At 72.2% G+C, this 7962-nt stretch carries 6 protein-coding genes; 2 read left to right on the forward strand and 4 right to left on the reverse strand.

All coding sequences use genetic code 11. The features are described from left to right. Both FV223_RS14955 and FV223_RS14960 read right to left on the reverse strand, forming a co-directional pair. Window positions 1-867, reverse strand: an 867-nt coding sequence (locus FV223_RS14955; RefSeq protein ID WP_147727783.1) for an AAA family ATPase, incomplete at its 3' end; no start/stop codon positions are given. Window positions 868-919: 52 nt separating this feature from the next. Further along, window positions 920-2155: a DNA repair exonuclease gene (locus FV223_RS14960; RefSeq protein WP_147727784.1), complete on the reverse strand. Its 1236-nt coding sequence runs from the start codon at window positions 2153-2155 to the stop codon at window positions 920-922. 241 nt (window positions 2156-2396) lie between these two features. On the opposite strand from FV223_RS14960, the gene FV223_RS14965 reads away from it, so the two are divergent. Continuing rightward, window positions 2397-3173 carry an endonuclease/exonuclease/phosphatase family protein gene (locus tag FV223_RS14965; protein ID WP_147727785.1) on the forward strand — a complete coding sequence of 259 codons (777 nt, stop codon included), beginning with the start codon at window positions 2397-2399 and terminating at the stop codon, window positions 3171-3173. Here the strand turns inward: FV223_RS14965 and FV223_RS14970 are convergent. Continuing rightward, complete coding sequence (locus tag FV223_RS14970) at window positions 3106-4542, reverse strand: phospholipase D-like domain-containing protein (RefSeq protein WP_147727786.1); 1437 nt, start codon at window positions 4540-4542, stop codon at window positions 3106-3108. The two genes, FV223_RS14965 and FV223_RS14970, sit on opposite strands and share 68 nt — an antisense overlap. 220 nt (window positions 4543-4762) lie before the next feature. Between FV223_RS14970 and FV223_RS14975 the strand changes: the two genes are divergently transcribed. Continuing rightward, window positions 4763-5893 (forward strand): alpha/beta fold hydrolase, encoded by a 1131-nt coding sequence (locus tag FV223_RS14975; RefSeq protein ID WP_147727787.1) that lies wholly within the window; start codon window positions 4763-4765, stop codon window positions 5891-5893. A 16-nt stretch (window positions 5894-5909) separates the two neighbouring features. Here FV223_RS14975 and FV223_RS14980 read toward each other — a convergent pair. Then, a partial coding sequence (locus FV223_RS14980) for an FUSC family protein (protein ID WP_246689690.1) occupies window positions 5910-7962 on the reverse strand: 2053 nt, incomplete at its 5' end.

The following is a 7962-nucleotide window of genomic DNA, read 5'->3' on the forward strand; positions in this document are numbered from 1 at the left end:
CGCGGCGTCCGCCTGCCGGGCGCGCAACGCGGCGCAGGCCTCCCCGAGGCGGTCGACCCAGGCGTCGGGAACCTCGACCAGCCCCGGTTCGGCGTCGTCCCGCGCTGCGAGCCCATCGATCTCGGCGAGCAGCGGGCCGACGCGCCGGAGGCGGGTGAGGCGCGCCTGCTCGGCCGCGATACGCATCCGCTCGGCCTTGATCGCGTCGAGCGCCTTCCCGGCCGTGGCGATGCTGTCGTTGAGGTCGCGCCAGTCTCCGGCGCGCAGGCCGGTGTCGCGGATCGCCTTCCGGGCGTCCTCGTAGCGGTCGAACGCCTGGTAGAAGCTGCGGTCCTGGCGCTTGCGCGGCCCGTAGATCCGGTCGGACTCGGCCTCGAGGCTCTTCTGAAGGTCGCTGTAGCCGCGCAGGCCCGAGGCCGCCGCGAACAGGCTGGCGCCGAGCTCGCCCTCGGCGAGCAGCATCTCCCTGGCACCCTCGCGCAGGCTGTTCGCGTCGAGGCCGAAGGCGCGGCAGAACACCTCGCGGGTCAGGCCGCCGAGGAAGGGCGCGAGCACGGTCTCCGGCAGGGGCGCGTCGTCGGCGTCGACCAGGGTGTTGCGGTTGCCCTTGCGGCGGCGGAAGCAGAGCGTCCGCCCGTCGGCGCTGCAGATCTCGGCGCCGATCCGCAGCTGCGGCATCTCATGAAGGAAGGCGTAGGCGGTCCGTGTCCCGATGCCGAAGAGCAGGTCGGTCACCGCGGCGAGCGCCGAGGATTTTCCCGCCTCGTTGGCGCCGAGGACGACATGCAGGCGCGCATCGGCGCGGAAGTCGACCCGGCGGCCGGTGAAGGGGCCGTAGCGTTCGAGGTCGAGACTCAGCAGGCGCATGGGTGTCTCCGCACCGCCGGGCTTCGGCGAGCGTCCGGTGAAGTCGCGCGTCTCAGCATGCGCGCTTGGTCAGGCGGCCGAGGATCATCGCTTCGGCCTCGGCGCAGAGGGTATCGAGATCGGCGGCGAGGTCGCCGTCCTCGGCCGCCGGCATCTTGGCGGCGATCTCGGCGAGCGCGGCGGTCGCGCGCGCGCGAAACTCCGGGTCGTGGTCGATCTCGGCGAGGAGCGTCGCCGGGTCGATGGCGTCGACGACGTTCTCCCGCGGGCCGCTGCTCGGGCGGGCGGTGTCGATCCTCAGCTTCTCCAGCCAGATGTCCTCGTGGACGCGGTCGGCGGCGGCCTGGATCTCGGCGGTGAGGTTCTCGCGGTCGGCGGCGAGCCGGTCGTGGGCGGCGGTGACGCCGGTGAGGTGCACGCGGACTGCGAGCAGGCGGCCCTCGGCCAACGCCGCCAGCGGGCGCAGAGCCGCCTCGACCAGGGCCACCGCCTCGCTCTCGCTCTCGGCCGCGTCGACCGCCACCGTGAGGCTGTGGAAGCGCGCATGATCGACGATCAGGCGTCGCACCGCCGTGACCTGCCCGTCGCCGACCTCCACCACGACGGCGCCCTTGGGGCCGCATTCGCGGATGCTGCGACCCTGGAGGTTGCCCGGGAACAGGATCCAGGGATCCTGCGACAGCTCGGCATATTCGTGGATGTGGCCGAGCGCCCAGTAGTCGTAGCCGCGCGCGCGCAGGTCGGCGACGGAGCAGGGCGCGTAGGTCGCGTGCTGAGCGTGCCCGGTGCAGGAGGTGTGCAGCACGCCGATGTTGAACCAGCCCGGCACGGCGGCCGGATAGGCCAGCGACAGGTTCTCGTCGACCGCCCGGTTGGGAAAGCTCTGCCCGTGAAGCGCGACCTTCAGGTGGTCGAGGCGAAGGGTCTCGGGCTTCTTTGTCGAGAAGGTGCGCACCGCGTCCGGCAGGGTGATCGCCTTGGTGATCACGCTCTCGGCGTCGTGGTTGCCGCGCACCAAGACCACCGGGATGCCGGCCCGGTCGAGCCGCGCGACCTGGCGGGCGAAGAACAGGCCGATCGAGTGGTCGGCCCAGTCGCCGTCGTAGACGTCGCCGGCGACGATCAGGAACGCGACGCGCGCCTCGATCGCATGGCCGATCAGGTCCTCGAACGCGCGCCTGCCGGCGGAGGCGAAGCGCTGGGCGATCTCGGCGTTCCGCGCCGAGAGCCCGGCGAGCGGGCTGCCGAGATGCAGGTCGGCGGCGTGGATGAACGTGAAACGCGTCATGGTCCCCGTGATCTGGGTCCTCGGGATCCGGAGCGCTGCCCCGCGGCAGGTCCGAACGGATCGAGATGGATTCTGGGCGCTCGCGCCGCGAGGCTCAAGGGTCGAGGGTGGTTGCGTCAACAGGGCAACGGGATCATCGGTCGCGCGTTGGGACGCGGGCGTGATACCCCCGCACCCCGTCCCGGTCTCGCGCCTGCCCGGGGCTGTCAGGCGAGCGCCGTCAGGAGCACGAACGGCCCGCATGGCAACGATCCAGGTTTCCCCGGCGTCCCTCGGCCTCGACTCGGTCGCGCCGGCGCCGATCCGCCAGGCGGATGCCGCGGCGGTGTCGCGCAAGGTCGTCAGCTGGAACCTGCTGCGGCGCACGGGCGCGGCGGTCGAGGACGTCGTCGCCCTGATCGAGCAGGAACGGCCGGACCTGCTGCTGATGCAGGAGGCGACCCGCGAGATCGCCGGGATCACCGACCGCGTCGGCGGATCCTATGCCTGGGTGCCGCTGCCGGGGCGCATCCACGGCCTGGCGATGTGGTGCCCGACCCCGTGGGCGAAGACGCCGACGGTCGTCAAGCTGCCGTCCGGCGCGGTCGTGCACCGGGTCTGCCAGGTGCTCGATTTCGGCGATTTCGGCGTGGCCAACGTGCACCTGTCGCACGGCCAGATGCTGAACCGGCGCCAGCTGCGCCGGATCGTCGGGATGCTGCCGGAGCGCTCGGCGATCCTCGGCGACTACAACATCGTCGGGCCGGCGCTGGTGCCGGGATTCCGCGACGTCGGCCCGCGCCGGCCGACGCACGCGATGGTCGAGATGGTGCCGCTGCGCCTCGACCGCTGCCTGGTGCGCGGCCTCGTCTGCCGCGAGCACGCGGTGCTGCCGCGCGGGCCCTCAGACCACCGCCCGATCGTCGTCCATCTCAGCCCGGCCCCGCCCGGCGAGGCGCCGCGCCTGCGCTTCAGAGGTATGGCAGCAGCAGTCGCACGCCTGCGTCGCGCAAACGGACGGGCAAGACCCGCGCGTTGATCGCGTCCAGGGTCAGCGGCGTCTCCATCTTGGCGCGGATGAAGCTCTCGAGCTGCGCGGCGAGATCGGCGTCGTGGATCTCGACGTTGAGCTCGAAGTTCAGCCGGAAGCTGCGCATGTCCCAGTTCGCGCTGCCGACGAAGCACCAGGCGCCGTCCACCACCGTCGCCTTGGAATGGTCGAAGGGCGGCTCGTCGAGCCAGATCCGCACGCCGTTGCGCAGCAGCGGCGCGATGTGCGCCCGCGTCGCCCAATCGATGAAGTGATGGTCGCTGATCCGCGGGATGACGATGTCCACCGTGATCCCGCGCTGGCTGGCGAGGATGAGGGCGTTCATCACCACCTCGTCCGGCAGGAAGTAGGGGGTGACGACGCGGACCGAGCTGCGCGCGCAGGCCAGCGCCTGCAGGATCACGAACTCGATCTTCTCGACGTCCGCGTCGGGCCCGGAGACGACGACCCGCGCGATCGATTGCCCGACCGGTTGGAGGTCGGGGAACCAGTCCGGCCCTTCGAGCGCACCGCCGTCGGCGAAGGCCCAATCAGCCGAGAAGGCCAGCATCAGTTGCTCGACCACCGGGCCGGCGACGTGGAAATGGGTGTCGCGGATCGGGTGGTCCGGGCGCGTCCGCAGGCGGTTCGGCTGCGAGATGTTGAGGCCGCCGGTGAAGGCCTCGCGCCCGTCGAGGATCAGCAGCTTCTTGTGGGTGCGCAGGTTCAGGAACGGCATGCGCCAGGGCAGGCCCGAATGCATGAACAGGGCGGCCGGCACGCCCGCGGCCCGCAGGCGCCGGAAGGCCGCGGCGCGGAAGTAGCCGCCGCCGATGCCGTCGATGATCACCCGCACCGCGACGCCGCGGTCCTGCGCTTCCTTCAACGCCGCGCAGAAGGTCCGTCCGGTGGGATCGTCGCGGAAGATGTAGCTGGACAGGGCGATGCTGGTTCGCGCCGCGCCGATCGCCGCCAGCATCGCCGGATAGGCCGCGTCGCCGTTGCGGAACAGGCGGATCGTGTTGCCGGCAAGCGCCGGCAGGCCGGAGATGCGGCGCACCGCCCTGTCCAGCGGCCACATCACCTCGGGGACGATGGCGTCCTCGGTGCTCAGCGCGCCGGGCGCCGCGGAGGGCTTCGACTGGAACTTGCGCGCGCGGCGCTCGACCCGGTTGATCCCGAACAGCAGGTACAGGGACGTCCCGAACACCGGCGACAGCCAGGCGAGCCCGATCCAGCCGACCGCGACGCTGACCCGGCGCTTGCGCAGCAGCGCGTGCAGGGTGACGCCGAGCGCCAGCACGGTGCCGATCACGGCCGCGACGTCGGCCCTCAGATGTGCGGTGGACTGCAGCCACCGGATCAACGCGTCTTCCAAAGGTCGTGTCCGCTCTCGATGTCCCGCGCCGATATACGGGAAACGGCGCGATGCGCGCGGACGCGGCAGCGTGTTTTTTCCGTGAGCGCGATAGGGATGGCCGATCGTCGGGCGACGATCGCCGATGATCGTCCGCGCTGCGCTGCGATCTCCGTTGCCTGGGCGCCGCGGGAATGATTCATCTCCTGCATCGGACGCCAGATCCGCATGGGAGAGAACGATGCCCGCACCATCGAAGCAGAAACCGCCGGCCGAAGGCCGAAACGCGGCGGACCCGGACCTCGGCGCCGTGCCGCGCCGGGACGTCTTCCGCGGCCTCGCCGCCCTCGGCCTCGGTCTGGCGGCGACGCCGGCCTTGGCGCGCGAGCCGGCGGCACCCGCCATCGCGCGCGAGGAGTTCCGCGTGCCGACGGGCGAGGACGGGATCGAGCTCTACGTCCGCAACAAGCACCCGGCGGGGCAGGCGCGCTTCGCCGCCGACCGGATCCTGCTCTACGTCCATGGGGCGACCTACCCGGCCTCGACGGCGTTCGACCTGCCGCTCGCCGGCCTGTCGATGATGGACTACCTGGCCGGCCTCGGCTTCGACGTCTACCTCGTGGACCTGCCCGGCTACGGGTTCTCGAGCCGCCCGAAGCAGATGGACCGGCCGGCCGCGGACAACCCGCCCTTCATGCGCACCGCCGACGCGGCGAAGGCCGTGGGCGTCGCCGTCGACTACATCCTGAAGCGGCGCGGCGTCGAAAAACTCGACCTGATGGGATGGTCCTGGGGCACCTCGACCATGGGGCTCTACACCACGACCCACAACGACCGGGTCAACCGCCTCGTGCTCTACGCGCCGCAATGGATCGCCAAGGCGCCGCCGAACCTCGGCACCTCCGGGCCGCTCGGCGCCTACCGCACCGTCACCCGCGACAGCGCCCGGGACCGCTGGCTCAAGGGCGTCGCTGGGGACAAGCGCACCGACCTGATCCCGGCGGGCTGGTTCGAGCAATGGGCGGATGCGACCTGGGCCACCGACGCGGCCGGCGCAGCCTCGTCGCCGCCGGTGCTGCGCGCGCCGAACGGCGTCGTCGCCGACTCGCAGGCCTACTGGCAGGCGGGAAAGCCGCTCTACGATCCGGGCGAAATTCGCGTCCCGACCCTGATCATCCACGCGGAATGGGACGCCGACCTGCCGAGCTACCAGGCGCAGGAATACTTCACCCAGCTGACGAACGCCCCCTACAAGCGCTTCGTCGAGCTCGGCGAGGGCACGCATACGGTGATGATGGAGAAGAACCGCATGCAGTTCTTCCGCGAGGTCGCAGCCTTCCTGCAGGAGGCCGAGCCGCAGGCGCTGAACTGAGCCGGTCGGGCGCGGGTCACGCGACCGCGCCCACCGGCGTCTCCCGCACCTGCCCCGGCCGCAGGGTGCCGGTGAGCAGGTCGACCTGGGCGACGAGGCGCTGAAGCTGCGGGCTGCGCGCCTCATCGGGGCGGTCCGGCAACGGATAGCGGTGCTCGGCCAGCGCCGCGAGCGTCGCCGCGATCCAGGCCTTCCACGGGCCGTCCTCCGCGCCCGCCGGCGCGCCGGCATGGCGGAGCACGGTGAGGCGGGCGCTGATCCGCCGGAGCGTGGCGTCGGCGACCATCGCCGCCTCGACCTCCGGGTGGTGACCGGCGCGCGGCTGCTGCAGGGCGCGCGACAGGGCGGCTTCGAGGTCGTTGAGCGCGAGGCCGGCGCTCCGGGCACAGGTCGAGAGCTTCGCCTCGCGCTCCGAAAGCGGCGTCTCCGCGAAGGCGGCTTCCGCGAAGGCGGCATGGCTCGCGAGCGCGCGGCGCAGTTCCTTGCGGACTTGGTCCGGCTCCCAGATCGGCCACAGCAGCAGGCAGCTGACCACGGCGATCAGCCCGCCGAGGATGGTGAACAGCGCACGCATGCCGACCACCTCCCAGGAGGAATGGCCGGGCGTGATCACCTCGATCAGCAGCACGATCAGCGGGGTCAGGCAGGCGACGAAGACGCCGTAGCTGACCTGCCGCGCGGCGAAGCCGACGATGCTCAACGGCAGGATCAGCGCGATCTGCATCAGCGGCGTCGTCGCCATCTGCGCCAGCAGCGCGCCGACGAGGCCGCCGAGCACGGTGCCGCCGATCCGCTCCAGCGCCCGCTGCCACGTCGCCGAGTAGAACGGCTGCATGGTGAGGACCACGGTCATCACCAGCCAATGCGAGAACGGGCCGGCCCAGATCAGCGTCGCCGCGAGCGCCGGGGCGCAGACCGCGCTGGCGCGCACCGCGTGGCGGAGGTTGGCCGAGGCGAGGGTGAAGTTGGTGCGCAGCGGCCCGAAGAACCGCGTGCGCCAGTCGAGGCTGCCGCCGTCGGCGAGCGCCCCGCCGGGGCGGTAGCCCTCCGGCGTCGAGAGCTTGGCCCCGATCCGGACGCGCTCGATGATGCGCTCGGCCAGGCGCGCGAGGATCGGCGTCGCCTCCAGCCCTTCCGTGGCGCGGGCGATCGCCGGATCCAGGCGCGGCAGATCGAGGTCGACGTCGTCGCGGATCGCCCGGGCGATGGCGATCAGCAGCGGGCGCAGGCGCCGCAGGAACAGCTTGGCGGCGGCGCGTCGGTGCGGCTCGGGTGCGCTCTCGATCAGCTCGGCGATGCCGATCAGGCCGGAGAACAGCTGCTCGGCCGTCTCCAGGCGCAGCAGCGCCTGTGCCGTGCGCTCGGAGACGCGCTCGCGGGAGCGCGCGAGGTCGAGGAGGAGCGCACGTGCGGATTCGATGCCGGCGCGGACGCCGCGGCGGTGGGCGCGGGCATGGCCGTCGAAGGCGGCGGCCACCGTCTCGGGCGCGGCCGCGAGCTTCTCGAGATCGCCGGTCAGCCGCGCGAGCGCGTGCCAGACCTCGGCGATGGCGCGATGGGCCGCGCGGTAGGGGTGCAGCCGCCACAGCACCAGCGCCAGTACGGTCGCCCACAGCCCGCCCGCGAGGAACATCGCGGCGATGATCGCGGCTTCCTGCGGGCTCAAGGGCCGGTCCATGGCGATGCAGAGCACCACCACGAGCACGTTGCCCGCGGCCTGGGCCTGCACGCTCCAGACGCGGGCGTAGGCGCAGGCGAAGATCACCGCGCAGGCGGCCGGCACGACCACGAGCGGGCCGTAGGGCTGGATCAGCCCGAACACGCCCCAGATCATGGCGCCGAGCACCGAGAAGGCGGTGAGCACGCGCAGGCGGATGCGGATCGGGCCGCCGGTGTCGCAGAAGCAGGTGAGGTTGGCCGCGAGCGCCATCGTCAGGAGCGGCGGCCACTGAATCCATTCGTTGGCCAGCAGCACGATCGCGAAGGCGAAGGCCGCGCGCACGCCCTCGACGAGGCTCAGGCCCCGCGGGTCGAGGGCCACCGGCAGCCGCGTCAGGTCGGAGCCGGGC

Origin of the sequence: Methylobacterium sp. WL116 (assembly GCF_008039455.1) — a bacterium.
Classification (GTDB): Bacteria; Pseudomonadota; Alphaproteobacteria; order Rhizobiales; family Beijerinckiaceae; genus Methylobacterium.

Excerpts from the sequence above, each read along its gene's own strand:
- FV223_RS14960 (WP_147727784.1), bottom strand. The coding sequence starts at position 2,155 with ATGACGCGTTTCACGTTCATCCACGCCGCCGACCTGCATCTCGGCAGC.
- FV223_RS14965 (WP_147727785.1), top strand. The coding sequence starts at position 2,397 with ATGGCAACGATCCAGGTTTCCCCGGCGTCCCTCGGCCTCGACTCGGTC.
- FV223_RS14975 (WP_147727787.1), top strand. The coding sequence starts at position 4,763 with ATGCCCGCACCATCGAAGCAGAAACCGCCGGCCGAAGGCCGAAACGCG.